This is a genomic window from Mucilaginibacter gossypiicola (genome assembly GCF_900110105.1).
Classification (GTDB): Bacteria; Bacteroidota; Bacteroidia; order Sphingobacteriales; family Sphingobacteriaceae; genus Mucilaginibacter; species Mucilaginibacter gossypiicola.
Genome location: NZ_FOCL01000002.1, coordinates 596,494 through 618,143, shown reverse-complemented (window position 1 = coordinate 618,143; position 21,650 = coordinate 596,494). Strand labels below are relative to the sequence as shown.

Annotated in this window: 18 protein-coding genes; 6 read left to right on the top strand and 12 right to left on the bottom strand. The window is 42.9% G+C overall.

Going from position 1 to position 21,650, the window contains the following annotated elements; translation table 11 throughout:
* Positions 1–38: 38 nt before the first annotated feature.
* Entirely contained in the window at positions 39–2,933 is a 2,895-nt protein-coding gene (locus BMX50_RS07915) for a DEAD/DEAH box helicase (RefSeq protein ID WP_091209899.1), read from the bottom strand.
* A gap of 359 nt (positions 2,934–3,292) precedes the next feature.
* Positions 3,293–5,746 (bottom strand): PIG-L family deacetylase, encoded by a 2,454-nt coding sequence (locus tag BMX50_RS07910; RefSeq protein ID WP_091209897.1) that lies wholly within the window; start codon positions 5,744–5,746, stop codon positions 3,293–3,295.
* A gap of 263 nt (positions 5,747–6,009) precedes the next feature.
* On the opposite strand from BMX50_RS07910, the gene BMX50_RS07905 reads away from it, so the two are divergent.
* From BMX50_RS07905 to BMX50_RS07890, 4 genes are read left to right on the top strand one after another with little or no spacing between them, the layout of a single operon-like run.
* Positions 6,010–6,657, top strand: a complete 648-nt coding sequence (locus BMX50_RS07905; RefSeq protein WP_091209895.1) for a TetR/AcrR family transcriptional regulator — start codon at positions 6,010–6,012, stop codon at positions 6,655–6,657.
* The gene (locus BMX50_RS07900) at positions 6,641–8,005 is read left to right on the top strand and encodes a TolC family protein (RefSeq protein WP_091209893.1); all 1,365 of its coding nucleotides are present in this window, start codon (positions 6,641–6,643) and stop codon (positions 8,003–8,005) included. Before BMX50_RS07905 ends, BMX50_RS07900 begins: the two co-directional genes overlap by 17 nt.
* A gap of 22 nt (positions 8,006–8,027) precedes the next feature.
* Positions 8,028–9,083: an HlyD family secretion protein gene (locus BMX50_RS07895; RefSeq protein ID WP_091210352.1), complete on the top strand. Its 1,056-nt coding sequence runs from the start codon at positions 8,028–8,030 to the stop codon at positions 9,081–9,083.
* Between the two features lie 4 nt (positions 9,084–9,087).
* Complete coding sequence (locus tag BMX50_RS07890) at positions 9,088–10,632, top strand: DHA2 family efflux MFS transporter permease subunit (protein ID WP_091209891.1); 1,545 nt, start codon at positions 9,088–9,090, stop codon at positions 10,630–10,632.
* Between the two features lie 255 nt (positions 10,633–10,887).
* Here the strand turns inward: BMX50_RS07890 and BMX50_RS07885 are convergent, their stop codons facing one another.
* Together BMX50_RS07885 and BMX50_RS07880 are read right to left on the bottom strand one after the other, a co-directional pair.
* Positions 10,888–11,472 (bottom strand): carboxymuconolactone decarboxylase family protein, encoded by a 585-nt coding sequence (locus BMX50_RS07885; protein WP_091210351.1) that lies wholly within the window; start codon positions 11,470–11,472, stop codon positions 10,888–10,890.
* 197 nt (positions 11,473–11,669) lie between these two features.
* A complete protein-coding gene (locus BMX50_RS07880; RefSeq protein WP_091172945.1) occupies positions 11,670–12,215 on the bottom strand; it encodes a peroxiredoxin in 546 nt (181 codons plus the stop codon).
* A gap of 186 nt (positions 12,216–12,401) precedes the next feature.
* Between BMX50_RS07880 and BMX50_RS07875 the strand changes: the two genes are divergently transcribed.
* Positions 12,402–14,303, top strand: coding sequence for a WG repeat-containing protein (locus BMX50_RS07875; RefSeq protein ID WP_091209889.1), 1,902 nt, complete (start codon positions 12,402–12,404; stop codon positions 14,301–14,303).
* Complete coding sequence (locus BMX50_RS07870) at positions 14,300–14,932, top strand: DUF2306 domain-containing protein (protein ID WP_091209887.1); 633 nt, start codon at positions 14,300–14,302, stop codon at positions 14,930–14,932. The genes BMX50_RS07875 and BMX50_RS07870 overlap by 4 nt, the downstream gene beginning before the upstream one ends.
* 143 nt (positions 14,933–15,075) lie before the next feature.
* Here the strand turns inward: BMX50_RS07870 and BMX50_RS07865 are convergent, their stop codons facing one another.
* From BMX50_RS07865 to BMX50_RS07830, 8 genes are all read right to left on the bottom strand, one after another.
* The gene (locus tag BMX50_RS07865; protein ID WP_091209885.1) at positions 15,076–16,242 is read right to left on the bottom strand and encodes a toxic anion resistance protein; all 1,167 of its coding nucleotides are present in this window, start codon (positions 16,240–16,242) and stop codon (positions 15,076–15,078) included.
* A gap of 88 nt (positions 16,243–16,330) precedes the next feature.
* Positions 16,331–16,945, bottom strand: coding sequence for a TerD family protein (locus BMX50_RS07860; protein WP_091209883.1), 615 nt, complete (start codon positions 16,943–16,945; stop codon positions 16,331–16,333).
* Positions 16,946–16,949: 4 nt separating this feature from the next.
* Complete coding sequence (locus tag BMX50_RS07855) at positions 16,950–17,504, bottom strand: TerD family protein (RefSeq protein WP_090531242.1); 555 nt, start codon at positions 17,502–17,504, stop codon at positions 16,950–16,952.
* Complete coding sequence (locus tag BMX50_RS07850) at positions 17,494–18,339, bottom strand: phosphoribosyltransferase family protein (protein WP_091209881.1); 846 nt, start codon at positions 18,337–18,339, stop codon at positions 17,494–17,496. The genes BMX50_RS07855 and BMX50_RS07850 overlap by 11 nt, the downstream gene beginning before the upstream one ends.
* The gene (locus BMX50_RS07845) at positions 18,336–19,031 is read right to left on the bottom strand and encodes an HAD family hydrolase (protein WP_091209879.1); all 696 of its coding nucleotides are present in this window, start codon (positions 19,029–19,031) and stop codon (positions 18,336–18,338) included. Before BMX50_RS07845 ends, BMX50_RS07850 begins: the two co-directional genes overlap by 4 nt.
* A 187-nt stretch (positions 19,032–19,218) precedes the next feature.
* On the bottom strand, positions 19,219–19,884 hold the full coding sequence (locus BMX50_RS07840) for a TerD family protein (RefSeq protein ID WP_091209877.1): 666 nt from the start codon (positions 19,882–19,884) through the stop codon (positions 19,219–19,221).
* A 4-nt stretch (positions 19,885–19,888) separates the two neighbouring features.
* Positions 19,889–20,464 (bottom strand): TerD family protein, encoded by a 576-nt coding sequence (locus tag BMX50_RS07835; protein ID WP_091209875.1) that lies wholly within the window; start codon positions 20,462–20,464, stop codon positions 19,889–19,891.
* Between the two features lie 513 nt (positions 20,465–20,977).
* Positions 20,978–21,445 carry a phosphatidylglycerophosphatase A family protein gene (locus BMX50_RS07830; protein ID WP_091209873.1) on the bottom strand — a complete coding sequence of 156 codons (468 nt, stop codon included), beginning with the start codon at positions 21,443–21,445 and terminating at the stop codon, positions 20,978–20,980.
* Between the last annotated feature and the right edge of the window lie 205 nt (positions 21,446–21,650).

Sequence of the window (21,650 nt, the reverse complement as noted above, 5' to 3'; positions counted from 1 at the left end):
TTTTTTAACCCTCTCCCTTTATGGGGCTTGGGAGGGACTTACCCCAATATCTCCTTAATATCCTCGGCTGTAAGCGATTTAATAAAGCTCTCTTCGGTAGTGATCAATGCACGCGACAGGCTGAGCTTGCGTTGCTGCAGGGCCAGGATCTTTTCTTCAACCGAATCTTTGGTGATGAATTTATAGATGAACACGTTTTTGGTTTGGCCAATGCGGTGCGTACGGTCAATGGCCTGTTGTTCAACGGCGGGGTTCCACCATGGGTCGAGGATAAATACATAGTCGGCTTCAGTAAGGTTGAGGCCTACACCGCCGGCTTTTATCGAGATGAGGAATACACGTGTTTTTTCATCTTCCTGAAACTGTTTCACCACATCGCCCCGGTTTTGGGTAGCTCCGTCAAGATAAACGTACGGAATACCCACCCGATCAAAATGATCGCGGTAAATACTTAGCTGTTTTACAAACTGTGAAAATATCAGCACCTTATGACCGCCGTCGAGCACGTTATTCAACGTATGAACCACATCCTCAAACTTGCCGCTATCGCCTTCGTAATCTTTATCAATCATGATAGGGTGATTGGCAATTTGCCTTAGCTTGATGAGGCCCTGTAAAACCTGGATCTGTGTTTTAGCAAAAGTGCCGTCTTCAAGGCTTTTCAACAGTTCGTTGCGGTATTCAGATTTGATCTCTTCATAAACAGATGACTGCTCTTCGGTCATCTGCGAGTAGAAAAGGTTTTCCGTTTTAGGCGGAAGTTCTGTCGCTACCTGCTCCTTGGTACGGCGCAAAACAAAAGGCTTAATAAGGGCTTGTAGTTTGCGTGCCTTGTCTTCGTCTTTTTTCTTTTCTATCGGCGTTACAAACTCGTTTTGGAAAAACTGCTGCGCGCCCAGCAGGCCTGGGTTAATGAACGACATCTGTGTCCAAAGGTCGTTAACCGAGTTTTCTACCGGGGTGCCGCTCAATATCAGCTTAAAGCGCGATTTAAGTTGCTTAACGGCCTGATACGATTTTGACGACGGATTTTTGATATTCTGGCTTTCATCCAGGATCACGTAATCAAAAAAGAAATCTTTAAACATCTCAATATCAATGCGGCTGATGCCATACGTGGTGATCACTACATCGTAATTGGCAAATACATCGGCGCTGCGGTAACGCATGGTACCTGTATGCACCATCAGCCTTAATTGCGGCGCAAATTTGCGTGCCTCATTAAGCCAGTTATATATCAGCGAGGTTGGCATGATCACCAGCGAAGTGGCTTTGCCGCCTGCGTTTTCGACATCTTCCTTGTGTTTTTGCAGCAATGATAAAGTCTGGATGGTTTTACCCAGGCCCATATCATCGGCAAGACAGCCGCCAAAATGATATTGCTTTAAAAAATGAAACCAGTTGTAGCCTGCTTTTTGGTACGGCCTCAAATGGCCTTCAAAATTAACAGGCATCGGCGCATCCTCCAGCTCGTCAAAATTGGTAAGCTTTTGCAGTTTGCGGGTCATGGTAACGCTGGCCATTTCGCCTTCGGCCAAATCGGTAACCAGGCCTATATGATGGCGTCGCAGTTTAAGGTCGTTGCTGCCCTCGGTAAAATGCAGCAGGTTACCGTATTGTGAAAACCACTGTTCGGGGATTACCGCAATTTCGCCTGATGGCAGGGTAAACTCCTTTTTGTGATTGAGAATATGATTTTTAAGCTGAATAAAAGGGATGCGGTACGGCCCGAAGCTAACCATGGCGTTGATATCAAACCAGTCGTTATTTTCGGTTACTACAAGCTCAATTTTGCTGCTGCCAAAAACGTAGCGCTTTTGCCCTTCCGGCTGCTCCAGTTCAAAGTCCTGCTCAATAAGCTGGTCGTGATGCTGGTTAAGCCATTCAAAAACCGAGAATGAATGGTCGGCATCATCGTCGCGACCAGCAACCTCAAGGTTTTGAAATAGTGATGAAGCCACCTTAAGGCCCATTTGTTCTAACTGGTGCATTTTGCCTTTTTCCCAGGTAGTTGAGCGTTTTATGCGATGGAAGAGGTAATCATCACCTGTTTTCTCCATCCTTACAGAGATGTGCCTGCCATCGCCATAAGGAAATACATAACCGGCATATTTAAAAGAAAGCTGTAACTGCGAAGTGCCACCTTCAATATAAATAGGTTTAAGTACCGGGCGGGCATCATACTTTTCGGTATTGATGGTAAAGCCTTCGGCATAAACATTATGCTTTTCGATGAGCGGGGCAACAAATTTTTCAAAGTATGATTGCTCCGACGATTTAGGAATAGCAATGAAACGCTTGTTCAGGAACGGTTGCAGTTTTTTACCCTCAATCTCCTTGTCAAAATAATAAAGGGTGTCGTCAAGCAGCATCCAGGCCGGGTGGTTGCAAATGATCTCAGCATTTTTAAACATGAACTCAATGCGCATGCCCTGGTATTTGATGGTAGGGAAATACCTGATCTCTTCCTCATTGCGCCTGAAGTGAAATAATACCGATGCGGCCTCGGTAGCCAGTTGAAGTTTGCGCTCGCCGGGGTACCCTTCTTTGCTCATTTGGTATACCTGCTTGCCGCAAAGCAATGATAATGCTTCGGCAATACGTTTCTCCAGTTTAGGGCGGATCATATCAAACATCTGTTCGTTGAAGATCTTGGAGAAAAACTCAAATGGGCGGATTGGTTTTTTATAATACCTTTTGATCACGTTGCCCTGCTCCATTTCCTCCAGCAGTTTGATGAGCCGGATATCGGTATCGTCCAGAAACTCGCAAAATTCTTTGGCTGTATTGGAAAATAAACGCTGGTGGGTTAATGAAAATTCACCGTTAGGGTTAAGTTGAACAATGTGAGGCTCAATAACATACGACAGGTAGTCATGCCTGGCAATGGCATAAATAATTTGGCATGGTTTGGAACTGTCGACGCGTAACATGTGCTTCAGGGTAAAAAATTATTTGAAGCTACATCAAGAAAAAATTCAAACGTAAATAGAATTTACTGTAATTGAAAGAGTTTTATATTAAAAAAATGTTAACGCGTTGAAATTGACACGGTTTTGATAACATTAAGTGTTTTTTGCCGGGTGGTTGGGGAGAATAAACGGGAAAAGGTAAAGAATAAACCGTCATTGCGAGGAACGAAGCAATCCCCGGCTTTACAGAGAGGATTTGCATAGCCGCTCTGCGTCTTGAGGATTGCTTCGTTCCTCGCAATGACGATTCGTTTAATGTTCCATCAGGGTCGCTCGTAGAGGATCTTGATGGCTTTGCCAGGCAGGTCCCTGTTTGTCTTTTACTTCGGCTTGCTCAATAAGTTAATAAACAACCTGTAAGCTCCCGGTACGCCGGCTGGCAATTCCCTGAAAAAGGCGAGGGAAGTATATATAAACCGGCCTTTGCCATAATCGCCCACAATTAATGATCCGTTAAGGGGCTCCTCGCCTTTATCATGCATTTGCAGAATGGGCTTGTACTGCGGATCGATATTGCTTACAAAATACAGTCCGCGCTCCTGAATCCAGCCGTTAAAATCATCATTGGTTATTTTGTTAGGATAATTTAATACGGGGTTTTGCGGATCCAAAACAGTTACTTCGGCATTTTCATCAGTAACCCTCCTGTTCACTACGGTAAACGGATACGGACCTATTTGTTTTACCACAATGCCATTGTTGTTATTGTACTGAACTACCAGGTCACCGCCATTTTTTACATAGGCCATCAGCTTTGCCTGTTGGTAAGCAAGGCGCTCGTTCACATTATAGGCCCGTACCCCGGTTACTATGGCATCATAACCTGAAAGATCGCCGTTCATCACCTCGTTTTCGCTTAGCAAATGTACATCATAGCCCACCTGACGTAAAGCCTCGGGCATTTGGTCGCCGGCACCGGCAATGTAGCCTATTTTTCTGCCGTTATGTTTAAGATCGAGGTAAACAAGCTTTGTTTGTGCAGGCGGAAATAAGGTAATAGCCGGCACGTGATCGTACCTGATACGGCGAAGGCTGAGTGAAAATGGCTTTCCATTGGCGTTAACTACTGCTTCCAGTTCAGATACTTTTGTTTTGTTATCGGTTGGAGTAACAGTAAAAGCTACCGACCATTCGTCGTTTTTATCCTTATCGGTAAAATCTATCTTTTCGGGGCTTATTTTCCAGCCGGCAATAGGTTTAAGGCTGATGGTGCCGCTTGCCTTGGTAAAACTTTTCAGATTTATCAGTACCGTTTGTGCCTGTTGCGTGCTGAAAATGTAATCCTGGTTATCAATGTTTGCTGTTACAGGCGGGGTTATTTCAATGGGCTGATAAACTTCGCCCCTAACCGGGTCTACATACTTGTAGATAATTCGGCGGTCGATATTGATCGGTTTACCCTCAACAATAAACTGGAAAGTAACTTTTGGCAGATCAGGATTTTCGGGGTTGCCGGCAAGTGTATTGTCCGGCAATGTATAAACACCTACCGGGTGTGGTGCCGCCAGCCAGTAAGGCTGCGTTAACATAGATGCAGCGGCGGTGGTTTCAAAAGTTTGTAATTGATTAAATGGGATCTCCTTGCTTTGCAGTGCCAAAGAGCTATCGTTGGCATCAATGCTGTTTATCTTAACACGATAATTAAAACGGTTGATCACTTGTGCCCGCAGGTTCATTTTATCGCCCAAAGCATAGGTAGGTTCTGTTGCATAGGCCTCAAACCAAAGGCCGGCACATGCCGCGATCAGGTTGTTTAGTTCTTTGGTTTTCTGTTCGCGCCAGTAGATGTCGGGCACTTTCTCCACTTTCATGAGTAATTGCACCAATGCCGGCAACGATTTTTCGGGAGCTTCGCTGATAAAATTCCGGCTGATCACACTGATCAGGGCTGAGATAGCATCGCCATCTTTAACCCGTTTCCAGGTGGTGTTAACGCCATCCATCAAATCGTTTTGAGGGGCATCGCCCAAAATGGTTTTAAAAAACTCGTATGATTCGCCGCGTTGTTTGGCCGAGCCAAAGCCCTGGGTTTTGTGGTTACTGCGGCTTTCGGCAGCTATTTCGCCATAGCTTTTGCCCAGGATAGGGTTATAAACTCCTACATCAATTTTAAACTGATCGGCAGCGGTAGTATTAACACTGCCAAAACTGAAGGTGTTCCACAGGAGGCGTTTGGCCTGCCATGGCTTTACATATTTTAATTGTTCGGGATAGCGACTTGGATCAGCTGCTGCAGTAAAAGCTTCCTGAGCTAATATGGCCGATGAGGTATGGTGGCCATGGCCGCCTTCGCCGGTTGTTGGGAAACGGCAAATGATTACATCTGGCCTGAATTTACGGATCACCCACACTACATCGCCCAATACTTTTTCCTTGTCCCAGATTTTCAGGGTTTCTTCCGGCCCTTTTGAAAACCCGAAATCATTAGCACGGGTAAAAAACTGTTCGGCTCCATCAACTCTGCGGGCTGCCAGCAGTTCCTGCGTGCGGATCAAACCAAGCAGCTCGCTCTGCTCATTGCCTATCAAATTTTGCCCGCCATCACCGCGGGTGAGCGACAGGTAGCCGGTACGATAATGCTTTTCCTGTGCCAGGTAGGCCAGCAACCGGGTGTTTTCATCGTCGGGATGTGCCGCAACATACAATACGCTGCCAAGCACATCAAGCTTTTTAAGGTTTTGCTGAATGGTGCCAAGATCGGTAGGCGGATTGGTTTGGGCTTGTGAAAAAACGGCTGTAAACAGGGATACTGCAATGAGGTAGATACGCTTCATAACAACAAATATATTGAAAGATAGATATTCTGTATTTCCTGTATCAACAATATAACAAAACGATTACTGTGGCCATCAATCTGTTAAGATTTTTAACGATTCATATTAAATGTTTCAACAACAACTTTTAATTTTTACAATTTTCTTAACCCATGTAAAACAAATCTGTCATTCGATGGTAATCTTAATCAACCGATTAACTTTTTCTGCTTCAATCCGATACGCTTAATCAATCGTTTGATTAATTTTGTGCCGTTAAAACAATGGAAAAAGATAAAATAGATAAAAAGGAACATATCCTTGACGTAGCCGAAAAGGTGTTCGCAGACCTTGGTTATGACGGTGCCTCCACCCGTACCATATCTGGCGAAGCCGGTGTAAACATGGCTATGCTCAATTACTATTTTGGATCAAAAGAAGGGCTTTTCCTGGCAGTTTTTGAACGCAAGATCAATTCGTTCCGTACGCTGCTGCAAAATATTGGCAGTGATGGCAGCATGAACGCCTGGGATAAACTGGATAAATGCATTGACAATTATGTTGAACGCATCATCGCTAATAACTGCTTTCAAAAACTCATAAACAGGGAAGTATCCATGAACAAACGTGGCGACCTTACCGATAAGATCATCGAAATATTGATGGTAAATGTATATGAGGTAAAAAGGATTATGGAAGAGGGTGTAAACACCGGATTGTTCCATGCAGATGCCGATATTCCAATGGTAATAGCTACCCTTTTTGGTACAAAAAATTATATAGTTAACATGCCGCAGCTATCATCATTAATACTGGGACATGATATTCGTGATGAAAAGTTTATGGAAAATGAACTGAAACCACGGGTTAAAACATACATGAAAAGACTTTTAAAAGCTTATTTAGTTAAAGAACATGACAACTCAAAATAACAAAACCAACCACCTTAAGCTATTAAAGCAGGTGTTACGGCCCGTTTTACGCGGTAGTATCGCCCTCATAGTTTTAAGCCTGCCTTTTGCTGCCAGCGCACAAGACAGGACAATCACACTTGATGAGGCTATTAAACTTGGCCTCGAAAACAGTAAAACGCTTAAACTTTCAAATTCAAAAGTTGAGCAGGCTGTTTCAGAATATAATCAGGCTAAAGATGAAGCCCTGCCAACAGGTAAAGTAAGCTACGGTTATAACCACGCCGAAATTCCGGCCAACAGGCTTGCATTAGGCGAATCGAGCTTTAACCTGCCTAACCGCGCTGATGCTTACTTAGGGATCCTTACTTTAAACCAAACCATATTTGCCGGCGGTAAATTGAAATATGCCCGCCAGTCAACTGACCTGCTTACACAGGTTGCCCGTTTGGATATTGAAAATGATAAAGACCAGATCGTTTACGACATCATCAGCTCATATTACAACCTGTACAAAGTGTTGCAAAGCAAAAAAGTAGTAACACAAAACTTAACTACTGTTGATGGCCAAATTAAACAGGCTCAACGTTTTTTTGAACAGGGCCTGGTTACCAAAAACGATGTGTTGCGCTTTCAATTACAACGCTCAAACATTGAAGTTAACGGTGTAGACCTGGAAACTAACCGTCGTATCATTAACTATAACCTTAACGTGTTGTTAGGTTTACCTGAAGGTACACAGTTAAATATTGATCAGATTGTTGAAGCCGACAGGCAGGTAGCTCCGCTAACCGCTTACCTTGATACTGCAATGGCTGCACGTCCTGAGTTTAAGCAATTCGCGTTACGCAGCCGCGTTGCCGAAACCAATATCAAAAGCATTAAAGCTAATGAATTGCCAACTTTAGGCGCGTCAGTTGCAGGTTACTACGTTGATGTTAACGCCAACCCAATCCCTAAAAGCGGTAACTTCATCACCCCACTATCGGCTGGCTTAACACTGTCATGGAACTTCAGCTCATTGTGGACAAACAAGAATAAAGTAAAAGAAGCCCAGATACAGAGCCAGCAGGTTGATATCAACAAAAGTATCACTACCGACCGTGTAAAAGACGAGGTTAACCAAAGCTACCAGAGCTATACCCAGGCATTGGAGAAGATCAAACTTTTACAAACAGCGATTGATCAGGCCGGTGAAAATAACAAGATCCTCGAATCAAAATACAAAAGCAATATAGCATCAGCAACAGACAGGGCCGATGCAGAAACCTTGCTTTACCAGGCACAGATCAACTTAGAATTGGCTAAAGCCGATGCTGGTCTTGCTTACTATACTCTACAAAAATCAACAGGAAAAATCAACAAATAATAATACCAAACCTTTAAATAAAATGGCAAAGGAACAAGAAACACCGGAACAACCGAAAAAGAAAAATAAAGTTATCCCCATCATATTAGGCATTGTACTTATTGGCGGCGTAATTTTCGGTATAAAAGAATACATCTATTTCAGCAAACACGTCGATACAGATGATGCGCAGATAGACGGCGATATCAGCCCTGTAGTTGCCCGCGTTGGCGGATATGTTGATTCAATTTATTTTGAAGAAAACACCCACGTAAATGTTGGTCAGCCGCTGGTTAAAATTGATGACCGCGACTATAAAGTAAAATTAGAGCAGGCTCAGGCTGCACAGGTTGGCGCCAGCGCTGGTATCAATGTAAATCAATCACAGATCTTCGCTAACGAAGCAAATTCTGCAGGGGCTAAAGCTCAGGTTGCATCAAATGCTGCTCACTTAGAAAAAGTGCAAAAAGATTACGACCGTTATGCCAACCTGGTAAAAGACGGATCAGTAACCCAGCAACAATTTGACCAGGCTAAAGCCGACCTTGATGTTGCTAAAGCAAATTACAAAGCATCACAGGATCAGTACAAAGCCGCTGTTGAGCAAATTGGAACTACCCGCAGCCAGTTAGCTGTTACCCACACTGGTGTATCACAAAGGCAGGTTGATATTGATTACGCTAAACTGCAGTTGAGCTATACCCTGGTAAAATCACCAGCAAGTGGTTTGGCATCTAAAAAGAATGTGCAGTTAGGTCAGCTGGTTCAGGCTGGTCAAACTTTGTTCTCAATTGTTAATGACAACAGCCTTTACATTACAGCCAACTATAAAGAAACTCAGCTTACCAACATCAAAAACGGTTTAAAAGTAGAGATTGAAGTTGACGCATATCCTGACATGAAACTGGAAGGCCAGGTTTATAATTTTTCGCCTGCTACAGGTGCTAAATTTTCATTGCTTCCTCCGGATAATGCTACCGGTAATTTCGTGAAAGTTGTGCAACGCGTGCCTGTGAAAATTAAAATTAACGGCACTAAAGAAGAGCTTGCAAAATTACGCCCGGGTATGAGCGTAAACGTATCAGTAATTAAAGAATAATATTATGGCTGAAACTGGCTTTAAAAAGTGGATCATCACCATCACGGTGATCACAGCTTCGTTACTGGAGCTGATTGATACCACTATCGTTAACGTAGCGTTGCCTCACATACAGGGTAACCTTGGCGCAACCCTTGAGGATGTGGCCTGGGTAGTTACCGGGTATGCGGTAGCAAACGTGATCATATTGCCCATGTCGGGTTGGCTGGGCGGCCGTTTTGGGCGTAAAAATTATTTCATGGCATCTATCATTGTGTTTACCATCGTATCATTTTTATGTGGTAACGCGCACAGCATGGATGAGCTGGTATTGTTCAGGATTATTCAGGGTATTGCCGGTGGTGGTTTGATTTCAACTGCCCAGGCTATATTGCTTGAAACCTGGCCCCGTGAGCAGATAGGCACAGCAACCGCTTTATTTGGTTTGGGAGCGGTTGTAGGCCCAACAGTAGGCCCTACTATTGGTGGCTGGATTGTTGAAAACTACTCATGGCCATGGATCTTTTACGTAAATATACCTGTGGGTGCGTTAGCCGCATTTTGTACTTACACCTTCGTGCGGGAAACGCCCAAGGATGCCAAAGGCAAACCGGTTGACTGGTGGGGTATTATCCTGCTGGCTGTTGCGGTAGGCAGTTTACAAACTGTATTGGAAAAAGGCGAAAGCGAAGACTGGTTTGCTAAACCGTACATCCTGGTATTAACTATATCGGCCGTATTAGGAACCATATTGTTCATTTGGCGCGAAATGAGTACAGAGCACCCGATAGTAAACTTCAGCATTTTGCGGCATCGAAGTTTTGCCGTGGGGATGTTCACGTCGTTTATACTTGGGTTTGGTTTGTACGGCTCGGTGTTCGTGTTCCCTGTGTTTTGTCAAAACCTGCTTGGCTTTAACGCCCAGCAAACAGGTGAGCTATTGTTCCCGGGTGGTTTGTGTACCATTGTGATGATGCCATTTATAGGTAAGATGCTTAATAAGGGTATTCCGGCCCAATTTATGGCCACAGCGGGCATGTTCCTGTTTTATGTATTTACACACATGCTCAGTAATTCAACGCTGGCTACGGGCGAAAAAGACGTGTTAGTGCCTTTATTGATCCGTGGTGTAGGTATGGCTTTATTATTCGTACCGCTTACTACGTTGGCTATGGCCGATTTGAAAGGCCCTGAATTAGGTCAGGGGTCGGGCTTGAACAACATGATGCGTCAGTTGGGCGGTTCGTTTGGGATAGCAACACTAACCACACTAATCCACATACGCCAGGGCGTACACCGTAACAACCTGCTGGTGAACATCAACCCGTACAATAATCCTTTCAATGATCGCTTGCATATGCTTACGCAAGGGTTTATGGCCAAAGGTAAATCGATGATTGATGCTACCCACATGGCTTACCAGGCTATAGAAGGTATGGTTACAAGGCAAACGCTGTTGCTAACTTATGACGATGCTTACTGGATTTCGGGGTTGGTGATGTTGTTTTCGATACCGCTGCTTTATTTGCAGCCATTTAAAAAGCTCAAAGCTGTTGCCGATTCGCACTAAAATGATAAAAGCCGTTCCACTATTACCGGAACGGCTTTCCCCAAAAAAAATTAACAATTAAAATTTAAGTTACTCGCCCTGCATAAACAACATATTTAAATATTGCGAACAGGGTTTGTTTAATCTTAAGGTATAAATTTACTGGATTTTAATTAAAAAACGCAAATTTTATTGGGCAATAAAATACTATTTATGAAAAAGGCATGAAATTTTATAGTTTCATGCCTTTTTCATTGCTAAAATAAGTTATGCTTGTTAAAATATAATTTTACCGGTAGCTGTAATTAACGATGCTATACGTACGGCATCAAAAATACGCTCTTCGGTAGTGCCTAATTTTATAAGCGAATCCTCGTGTGCATTCACGCACATCTCGCAGCCGTTAATTGCTGATACAGCTAAACTGGCCAGTTCAAAAAACTCTTTACCGGTAACAGGTTTCATCATGAGCTGCATGCGGATACGGGCAGGGATCTGGGTGTATTTTTCCTTTTGGGTAAAATGCCTGAAACGGTAAAATATATTATTTGATGCCAGTAATGATGCACAGCCAACAGCTTCGCCAATTTCGGCATCGGTAGCCTCGTTTTCTTTAGCGTATTTGGTGAAGTAATTGATAAGCGGTATGTTATTGTTGTTAGCCGCAGTAGCTAAACCCAACAGGGCGCATTCTTTGTTGGTTAGATGTGCCGAGGTAAGGGTACTGGTAAAGTTCAGCTTCAGATCACGCAGGTAGCGTGATTCGCCTGTTTCTAAAAGGGTAAGGCTCGCGGTGCGGTAGCTTTTATCTAATCCGATACTTTCAAGTATCTCCTGGATCACTTCGGTACTTTCGTTCATTTTTTTTGGGTTATTTTTTATTTTCCTGTAGAGACGCATAATTGCGTCTCCCGCATGCAAATTACGGAGGCGAATATTGCAGGCGGCTTGTCCTACGAGAGACGCAATTATGCGTCTCTACATATAAAACACTTAAAAAAGGGTGTAAAAAATCCCCGCACCGAAATCCAGTACGGGGACAATTATCTGTTATATGATTATACAGTTAAAGTTTCCTGACCTTTTTCCCAGTTGCAAGGACAAAGCTCGTCAGTTTGTAAACCATCAAGTACACGTAATACTTCTTTCACGTTACGGCCAACGCTCAGGTCGTTAACTGATACCCAACGGATGATACCTTGTGGGTCAACGATGAAAGTAGCACGGTAAGCAATTTTTTCAGTTGGCTCTAAAATACCCAGGTCTTCAGCCAATGATTTTGAAGTATCAGCAAGCATAGGGAATTTCAAATCACGCAGATCGTCGTGATCTCTTCTCCATGCAGCGTGAACAAACTCAGAGTCGGTAGAAGCACCGATCAAACGGGTTTCACGGTCGCGGAATTCGCCAAAGTTTTTGTTGAATTCAGCAATTTCAGTAGGGCAAACAAAAGTGAAGTCTTTTGGCCACCAGAACATTACAGTCCAAACGTTATCATCGTTGGTTAAATACTCAGAAGTAAGGGTTTCAAACTCTTTACCTTTTTCAAGGCTTACTACTGCTGTTTTAGAAAATTCGGGGAATTTTTGTCCTATGGTTAACATATTTTGATATTTCTTTTAATGTTTATGCAAATATAGAAATTAAAAGCCGCTGCCCGAATACTAATAATTGATGTTGTATAGATTTTAACTATATAATTTTAATGCGATATAATTAATATTTATTGGTCTGTTTTTAAGGGATTTAACCTGCTTTTGCTATTTCAAAAAATACGTTACCTTGGTAGTATGAAAACCAAACCTATCCTCGTTATTGCTGTGGCTGTAGTTATTTTAGCCGTTGGCGGATACTTTTTATTCAAAGGAAAACCCAGATTGTCAACCAGCAGCAATGAAATAAGCAACTTTTTAAAAGCATTCAAAGCTCAGGTTATAAAAGGCAATCGCGATTCATTGATGAGTTATTTTGCCGATAAGCAAACATCTGAACCTATAAATAAATTAATAACAACCCTAATCAACAAACAGCAAAAAAGCGACGAAGAAGATGTATCTTTTAACATAGAGCTGAATGTAGAGCAGGCCGAAATTACGCAGATCAATCCTCAACTCGCCACAGCTGTTGTTCCTGTTACCTTTAGCGAGCAGCATCTGGATACAAGGCATTCCGGCATAACTTTTACCATTCAAAAAAACGAGCAAAACAAACTCAGCATCTACCAGGCAGATGCCCGTAATTTTATGAATGATTATATAGCTTACCGTAATACCGCGTGGGCGAAAAAATATACAGATAAAGAGATTTACAGCCCCGAAACACTGAAAGCATTCTTAGATGCAGGCAACTTATTCGCTAAATATGATAGCGTAATATGGTTTACCCATTTAAAGAAACAGACATATTTTTATGTAGTAAAGGGGAAGTGGGATTATTATAACTTAATGAAGGATACTGCCAAAACATATAAAATGGGATTAATCGGCCCCGATTATAAAGAAGTAATCCCTGCTGAATATGACCTTATTCATAACATCAGCGGCACGTTCCCTGATCTTATTGAAGTTGAAAAAGATCGTAAGCGGGGTTTTTATGACCTTAGTGGCAAAGTTGTAATTCCCGTTGAATATGACCAGATATTTCCGGTTAATGATACCGAAAACCTTGCCGCATTAAGAAAAGGCGATGAATACTTTTGGTTAAAAAACGATTATTCTGTATCCGAAAAAGCCGAAATTAAAATCAGCGAGCTGTTTTCAAAACTTAAGCAACCAAACTCATTTACATTAACCAAGAGCCCGGCCGGTGATATTACCGAGTTTAACTCGCGCGAGCAGCACGGCAGTATTTATCTTCCTCCTTCATATCTTGTTGATCTCGGGTTGATTCGAAAAGTGCATGAATTTAAAAACCCACTGCGTAAGCATGTTGACTTTGTAGCAACAAGCTCGCAATATATGGTAAAAGCGAAAGCGTTGCCGGTAAAAGTATCTGCCGAAAATAATAGCTGGTTGCAAACTGCTTATTATTCTATTCGCGATTACTTTATTGGTGGCCGCGCCGAATTCTATGATACCAACAACATAATCTTGATAGATGACAAAAGCAACAAGATTTATAGCTATGAAATCAACACTGATATTAACACCGAAGAAGGCGGCAACGAAATAAGCGGAAGCTGCAACGAGTATAATATTAATGCAATCAGCGATTCGCTGCTGGAGGTAAAAGTTACAACCACTGCTAATATCGAACTCTATAATCATACATTTATTGATGAGCTGCCTGTATTTCATTTTCTTAAACTTGGAAATGGCAAGGTAAAAGAGGCGATAAAAACTAAAAGAGTTTTTGCTTTTACAAAATACCAAAAAATGGACGACCATTTTATCAATGGATGTTACGTTTACGGTAAAGTTGTTGACGAGAAATATAAAACTTCAGGTGGAGGGCCAATTTCATCCGAAACATTAAGGTATATGAAAAACGAGATCTACGCCGACTATAACTACAAGTTTAAAGACAAGCGCTGGACGGATGTTTTCACGCAGCAGTTTTATGATCAGTACAAACCGGAAAATGCCAGCGTTCAGGACTCGCTAACTGAGATTGATAAATATAACATCCAGTGGATAGACCAGAAACTAAAGGGATTGCCGGTGATAGCGCCCAAAGTACTTGCTGCTAAATGAGCATTACCGGTCGCATATTAAGATATTTTGCCTTTTTCTGGGTGTTGATATTGTGTGCCGGTACATTTGCTCAGTACTGGGATTTTAATCATGATTCCTACTTTTTGCATATTAAGGAAGCGGCTGTTAAAACCGGGTGGTATCTGCCCGCTTTTTATTGCCATATTATAGGCAGCAGCGTTATCCTGCTTGCCGGATTCTTTCAGTTTTCAAAAAAGGTTTACAATAACAAAGCGCTTCACCGGGCATTAGGAAAGCTGTATGTGTTCGGCGTTTTGTTTTTTGCCGCGCCGGGTGCCTACGTGATGACACTTTTTATAAACCGCGGTACGGGTGTGTTTATATCGTTCCTGCTGCAAAATACGCTTTGGGTAGTTTTTACATTAGCAGCATTCCTATTGGTAAAAAACGGCCGGATAGATGATCACATTAAAATGATGAACCGCAGTTATGCCCTTGCCTTTGGTGCGGTTACCTTACGGTTTTATATCTGGCTGTTCACCGTACTGGGTAACGGCGTAAATTTTCATAATAACTACCTCATCATTGCCTTTTTTAGCTGGGTGCCTAATTTGATTTTGGCCGAGGTTATAAACAGGTATGGGAAGAGGCAGGTTGTGGTTGGGTGAGAGAAGATTTTGTTTCTTATAAAAACGTCATTGCGAGGTACGAAGCAATCCCCGATTAGCAGAGCGACTTTATAGGTTCGCCCTGTATAGTTTGGGATTGCTTCGTACCTCGCAATGACGGTTATTTATTGCCTTGCGGCCATTTAACTCACACTCGTTACCGTTTTCTTCAACTCTGTTTCCAGGTTTTGGAGCTCGGTATTCAGGGTACGGCGGTTGGCTGTGCCTTCGTCGTGAATGCGTTTAACCTCGGTAAGGGTTTCAATGAGCGATGAGGTAGTCTTTTTCAGGGTATCTAATGACACTACCGTTTTTTCATTTTCACGGGCTACGTCAATGCTGTTTTGTTTCAGCATCTCGGCATTCTTTTGTAAAATGGTATTGGTAGTATCCGAGATTTTTTTCTGCATTTCCACGTTCTCCTTTTGACGGTTGAGCGCTACAGCTATGGTAAGCTGGTTTTTCCAAACCGGGATAGTGGTTGATACGATAGACTGTGCTTTTTCGGCAATGGTGGTATTATTGTTCTGCACCACACGGATCTGGGCCAGTGATTGCAGCATGATAAAACGAACTACTTTCAGGTCGGCAAGGCGTTTATCCAAACGGTTTACAAAATCGCGCAGATCGGCAATTTCATAATCCTGGTAACCTGTTGGGTTACCGTCCATCACAGCCAGCTTTTCGTTAAGTTCATTGTATTTGAGCTGTCCGGCAATGATGAGGTCTTCCATTTGCTTAATGTAGGTAACGTTGCTGTCAAACATGGTTTGCAGCGAGCTGTTATCCTTCAGAGAGTTAACGCGACCAGCCTTGATCTTATTGGTGATCTTATCAATATTGTTAACCACTGTATCGTATTTCTGGAAAAGCTTTTTGGTATCAACAACCAGCTTTTTCATGAAGGGGATATGTGATATGAATGAGGTGAACGCGTTTTGGTTCAGCTCGTCAACGTCAATATAGTTAAGCTCGGTAAGCAACTCGTTAATCAGTCCGCCTACTTCGCCCGAGTTATAGGTACGTACCGAAGTAAGAAAGTTGTTGCTGTATTTCTCCATTGAGTTTTGTACCTCAACACCGTAGTTTAATATCGAGTTAACATCGGCCGGATTGATATCCTTGCCCATGTCACCATACTTTTGCAGATCCTGGCTTGGTATAGCATCAAGGTTTACATTCCCCTGCTTATCTACCTTCATCGGCACATTGCTGGCCTGTGAAGCTGCCGCTGGAATATCCAGGTTGGTTGGAGTGATCAGCGGTGGTATATTCAGATTTAGTTCATCATTGTTTGGTGCACTTTCCATAATCTTATTGTTAATGATTTAGTAGTACTTAATTAGTTCATGTTAAAAGCCATCAGGCTTAATACTTAAGACCAATGACTTTTAACTTCTATAAATAGGTTGCAGTTACAGTTTTCACTGTTTCTTCCAGCTTGCGGTCGCGGGTTGGCTCGCCAATGGCGTTAAATTTCCACTCGCCGTTCTTTTTGTAAAATACGCCCATAACCATGGATACGTGGCCAGCAAAATCTTTGCTGTGCGCAATGTCATAGGTAGCGAAGATCTCGTTAACACGGGTTGGCGTACCTTCATAAATGCGGATAGACGCAAATGGGATAGTACCAAAATCCTGGCCGCGGAAACTGTTCAAAACAAAAGCTACATAGCTAACGGCCGGGCTCAGCGTACCAAAGTCAACAGTGATTACTTCATTGTCCAGGCCATCGTTACCGGCCATGTCACCGGTAAGGTCGTCACCACTGTGCCTTACGGAGTGATCTTTTGACCGCAGGTTACCGAAATAGATCACATCGATTAGTTGTTTGCTGTCATTATACAAAATGCAGCTGGCGTCAAGGTCAACAGCCTCTTTTGTGGTACCAAAACCAAACAGGCCTTTCTTTTCAATGGCGCCCCAGTTTATTCCAACACATACATTCTGTAGTTTGCTGCCGTTACTTTTTTCAAGGCTGATCCTTTGCCCCTTTTGAAGATTGATAGCCATATTTTTAGTTGTATTTGTTTAAATAATCCTGCAGGCCACCCTTCATGCCGGCACCAACAGCTTCAAATTTCCAGTTATTGTCTTTTTTGTAGATCCGGCCAAACTCAACGGCGGTTTCTATCGAAAAATCTTCTTCCAGCTCATATTTCAAAATATCGACATTGGTAGCCGAGTCAAAAATGCGAACGAAAGAGTTGCGCACCTGGCCAAAGTTCTGGCGGCGGCTTTCGGCCTCGTGAATGGTTACTACAATGCAAATTTCGGTAGCACGCGGGTCGATCTTTGACAGGTCGACAATGATTTGCTCATCGTCGCCGTCGCCGGCACCGGTCAGGTTATCGCCGGTATGCTCAACCGCACCATCCGGAGATTTTGAATTATTATAGAAAACGAAAAATTCGTCGGCCAGTATTTTTTTGTTATCGCCCATGATGAACACCGAGGCATCCAAATCAAAAGCCGAGCCTGTTGATGAGCTGTTTGTATCCCAACCAAGGCCTATAGTAAATTTAGGGGCACCAATGGTTTCCCTTTGGCCTTTTTGCAAGTTAATTGCCATGCTGAATTAGTTTATTATTGTTTATTAATAGGTTTTGTTTAATAAAGTTTAAGTTAGGCGCATAGGCTTCAATGGTATGATAACCATTTCCTAAAGCCATATCGTACAACAAGTTTATGAAATTGCTGCCTTGATCCTGTATAAAAATGCAAAAACTTTCGTGATCGTAATTTAAAATATATTTTACTATGCGGGTATTGATGCAAAAATCATTGCCTTTAATGATATCATCTAAATGATAGATGTTTTTGACGTGATGGTAATTGAGGTAATTCTCAATATTGGGGTGGATGTTTTTGTTCACCAGTTCGGCAAAGTACAGCATGTAAATATCGTTCTGTAAGCCATATTCATCTACCATTTTCATGATCATGCGCTCGTGGCTGCCGGTTATTTTGATATCATCCAAAAACAAGAGCGTTTTACCGGTGAGGAAATCCTTATCAATATGAAATGAATCGTTACCAATTAAATTGATCCTTTGCTCGGCATCCAGCTCCCCATAATCTTCTTTATAAGTTATGGTGCGATGAACCTTTGTTTCCTGCACCACCGGGTAACCGTGATTAGCCAGCCAGCGGTTAAGCTTGCAAACAAAATGATTTTTCATGGCGAAGGTAGCCGTAGGGATAAACGAGTACGGGCTCGAGATCACTACTATCTGTTGCTTTATCGGCTGTTTGCTTAAATGCTTTGCGATAAAACCATCGGCCAGGTCGGTGCCAAAATAGCTGGATACTTCACCATCGCCAAACTTAAAACGACTGTAATCATCGGCATCGAAACCAAAATGAGTTGCGCTGTTGATGTGATGTAACGAGTAGGTAGCTTTCATGAACTTAATAAGGTTAAAATGGATAAGTTGTTTGAATTGATGAGCAAGCTATTGAGACCTGCGTCATTAGCCCCTGTTATATCTGCTGCCGGGTTGTCGCCTATATGTATAATTTCTGTGAGGCCTATCTGCTTCGGTTTGTTACAATCTTTAGCTTTTTGCACCATAAGGTTGAACAACTCTCGGTTGGGTTTTGACATCCCTTCCTCATCCGAATAGATCTGGAAGTTAAAAAAGTCTGCCAGCCCTAACTTAACCATCACCTTGCGGAGCGTTTCTCCCTTTATAAAACCTGTATTACTTAAAATACTCAATGAGCAATCGCCTTTTTGTTTTAGATGCTGCAGCACCTCAATTGTTACAGGCGAGTAAACCACCGGCAGGTAATAGAACAGCAGCTTTTCCATATCAGCATATAACTTTTCAATATTGACATCGGCAAGCGGATACTGATTATCATTGATCGTGCTGATCACCATGAGGTACATTTCATCTGCATCGATATTTTTCCCGGTACGCTCGTTTACTGCATTGCACATCAGGTCAACCTGGCGGAAAGCCCTTGCCACATCATCGATACTTTTACCCGCCAGATTAAAATCCCCGTGAAAGATCTTGGTACGTTCTATCTTAAAGTACGGGTTTGATTTGATCAGCGTAAGCCAAAGATCAAATGAATAGTGCTGGTACATTGTTTTTTAGGTAGAATTATAACTAACCACCATGTCACTGCGAGCGATAGCGTGGCAATCGCTTGCTATACAGAGCGGCTTTGCTTCCGTGCGATTGCTTCGTTCCTCGCAATGACATGGCGAAGAATCCTAAGTCGGGATTCTTCAATTCCTGGCTCTTGCTTCTTGACGTCTTGTTTCTTTGCTCTTAATAGTTCCTCAGCAACTCAGAAAGGCTATCAGTTGAATGCGGATCACCGATGGCGCGGAACTTCCAGGTGCCGTCCTTACGGTATACTTCGGCAAAGGTCATCGAGCACATGCCGTTATAAGTTGAATCGCCGGATAAACTGAATTTCGCTATTTCTTTACCATGACTATCTACTGCACGGATAAAAGCATTCTCCACCATACCAAAGTGCTGGTTGTTTTTACGCCCCTGGTAAATGGCTACCAGGAACAGGATGCGGTCATACTTAGGATCAAGCGAATCAAGCTTAACAATGATCTGCTCATCGTCGCCTTCTCCCGCACCGGTACGGTTATCGCCGGTTAACCAAATGTGACCAGACGGATGACGCATAGAATTAAAGTAGATCACATCGCCCTCAAACATATTAATGGTGCGGCCATTGGCGGTTTGCTTGGCATAACCACGATTGGCTACTTTACCGTTCTTGTCTAATAAAAATGCTATCGCATCAAGGTCATATTCAGCCTCTTCGCCGCCGCCAAACAGCTTGCCTAAAAAGCCGCCGTTGCTTTTACGTACATCCCAGCCTAAACCAATAGTTACTGACGAGAGGTCGAAGCTTTCGCCTTTATCATTTTTACGCAGGTCAATTGTTTGACCCTTTACCAAATTTATAGCCATTGCCTTATTTGATTATTTGCCCTTTAAAATATTTACTTAAAAAGAAGGCCAGGTCTTCTTTATAACCTACGCCCGATGCTTCAAACTTCCATGCACCACCACGCTTGTACAACCTGCCAAATTCGATAGCTGTTTCGATAGAAAAATCTTCGCCAAGTTCGTATTTACAAACTTCGGCACCTGTCTGGTTATCTAATATGCGAATGTATGAGTCGCGCACCTGACCAAAATTTTGACGGCGGGCCTGTGCCTCGTGAATGGTAACCACAAACAGGATCTCCTGGATCCGATTGTCAACTTTGGTTAAATCAACGGTGATTGACTCGTCATCACCGCCATCGCTGTTACCACCTGTAGGGTCATCGCCGGTATGGTGAACCGATTGTTCGGGCGAATCGACATTATTATAGAACACAAAAAACTCATCCTGCGGTACCAGCCTGCTGGCATCGATCATGATGGCCGATACGTCAAGATCGAAATCATAACCTGTACCTTCGTTTGGGTTCCAGCCCAAACCAACTGTCATTTTTGAAAGGCCGATATCTATTTTCTGCCCTTTTTGTAAGTTAATAGCCATTTTAGTATGTGTTATTTTTTAGGTGAAACCTGTATTGCCTATTGGGTTTTGCGCGGCATTGCAGGTACTGGCCGGTGACAAACCGGCAATTAAACATTTAATCTAAGGTAGATGTTTTATCGAGGTGATATTGTAAAAATTGTCTACACAAAAATAAGACGGTGACAGGGGGAGGTTGTTACAGGGAGGGCGGGGATTTTTATCTATAATAACGGTCACACTGTACTTGTTTCAGCACCCCATTTGCTAAGCAGCCATGCATGGTTTGCCCTGTATGTGGGATCCCGAAACAAGTTCGGGACGACGGAGTGGGAAGTTAAAAGAGGGAAAAGCATTAATTAACCTCTATGGCGCAAGTGTTGTGTGGATGGATGTGGGCATGCTCACTTGTGCCTATGCGAAATGTCTGTAAACTTTTTTTAGGACGATACAAAAGCACAAGTCATCCACTCCTCATTTCCCCTACTCAAGACTTGCGCTAAAATGCGTGCCCGCCTCGGCAAGCTCTATTAATTAATGTGCACCAAACTTCATCCAAACAAAATACCCTACCCAAAGCAGGATATTGGAATAAACACCGGCCAGTACATCATCCATCATCACACCCAAACCGCCGCCCAGGTCTTCCATTTTGCGAACACCAAGTGGTTTCACAATATCAAAAAAGCGGAACAATATTAACCCGGCTAAAAGGAAATACAAATTAGCGGGAATAAAGAGCATGGCTATCAGCATCCCGGCAACTTCGTCAATGACCACGCGCGAACTGTCTTCGCCCCAATCAGGTTCAACTTTATTACCTACAAATACACCAAGTGCAGTAATAAATATGGTAATAGCCAGCAGATACCACGGGTTTTGCAAAGCAGGACTTTGCCACAGCAGCCAGATAAAGCCGCAGGTAACAATGGCCGCATAAGTACCCCCGCCTTTTAAAAAACCGATGCCGAAGATGGATGCTATTGTTTTATTTAAGAACATTTAATTTATATCGTTAAGTCAATTTTCAACTGATCTGAAAGAGCGAAGTTCCTATTCCCCTCTTGAGAGGGGGCGCGATGGAAATGAGTGATGGCAGGGGTGTGTTTCTCCAGCGTTGTTTTCGCTTGGTTAAACGCCCCCCTCCGCCCCTCTCAAGAGTGGAATCGCACATGGCCTGCGTTTTTTACTGCCTGCTGCCAACTCA